The sequence below is a fragment of the Bifidobacterium sp. UBA6881 genome (assembly GCA_002451435.1).
Lineage (GTDB): Bacteria > Actinomycetota > Actinomycetes > Actinomycetales > Bifidobacteriaceae > Bifidobacterium.
This window is the reverse complement of sequence record DKCF01000004.1, coordinates 5,861-6,633: the sequence shown is the minus strand read 5'-3', so window position 1 is coordinate 6,633 and position 773 is coordinate 5,861. Positions and strand designations below refer to the sequence as shown.

The 773-nt window shown below is 59.9% G+C and carries 1 protein-coding gene; it reads right to left on the bottom strand.

All coding sequences use genetic code 11. The annotated features are described in order from the left end of the window. On the bottom strand, positions 1-644 hold a 644-nt coding region (locus B3C64_RS00205; RefSeq protein ID WP_291532914.1), incomplete at its 3' end, for a class II glutamine amidotransferase. Between the last annotated feature and the right edge of the window lie 129 nt (positions 645-773).

The following is a 773-nucleotide window of genomic DNA, read 5'->3' as shown; positions in this document are numbered from 1 at the left end:
TCGGAAGTGACCTCGCGTCCGGCCGCGCACAGCGCGATGAACTGGTCCTGGCTCTGGATCATGCAGTTGTAGCTGGACTTCGGGTAGCTCTTGCGCAGCTCGCGAACCGCCTGCGCCACGGCCTCGTCCAGCGCGAAACCGAAACCGATGTACTGGAGAATCACCGCGAAGAAAATCGCCGAATCGGAACGGCCACCGGTGGACTGCACGAGGTTCGGATCGACGGGGAACGCACGGTTCGTGATGATGTTGCGTCCCTGGTCATCCGAAATGTCGCCGTTGTGGATGAAGCTCAGACCGTTGGCGTAGAACGGCTGCTGGTTCTCGAGAATCAGCGGGAGATTCGAGCTGGCCAGCCGCAGATGCCACAGACCGCCACGGGCCGGGGTGTTGGCGAGCTTTTCGAAAATCGGATCGTGACGGGCCGCGACGGTGTTCTTGTAAATCGCCGTGCCGGTCTCCGGAGTGGGCGCGCCGCCATCGCGAAGGTAGGGAGACTCGTTCGGCACGGTGACCAGCGACGTGCCCCAACCATCATTGTGAATTTCGCTGAGATCACGGAATTCGCGCACGGCAGGCATGCCGAGCACATCGTTAAGACTGATGTTGCTGCCGGCTGTCGCGAATCCAAGTAATCTGCACATGGTTGATTACTTTACCGGCAGTGCGGCTCGACGCGCGCCAATCGTTATCGGCATTGCTTATAGCCGGCGTCAATCGGCGGAAACCATATGACAGACGACGTTCACGGAGCGAAACGACGGAACCAGAAT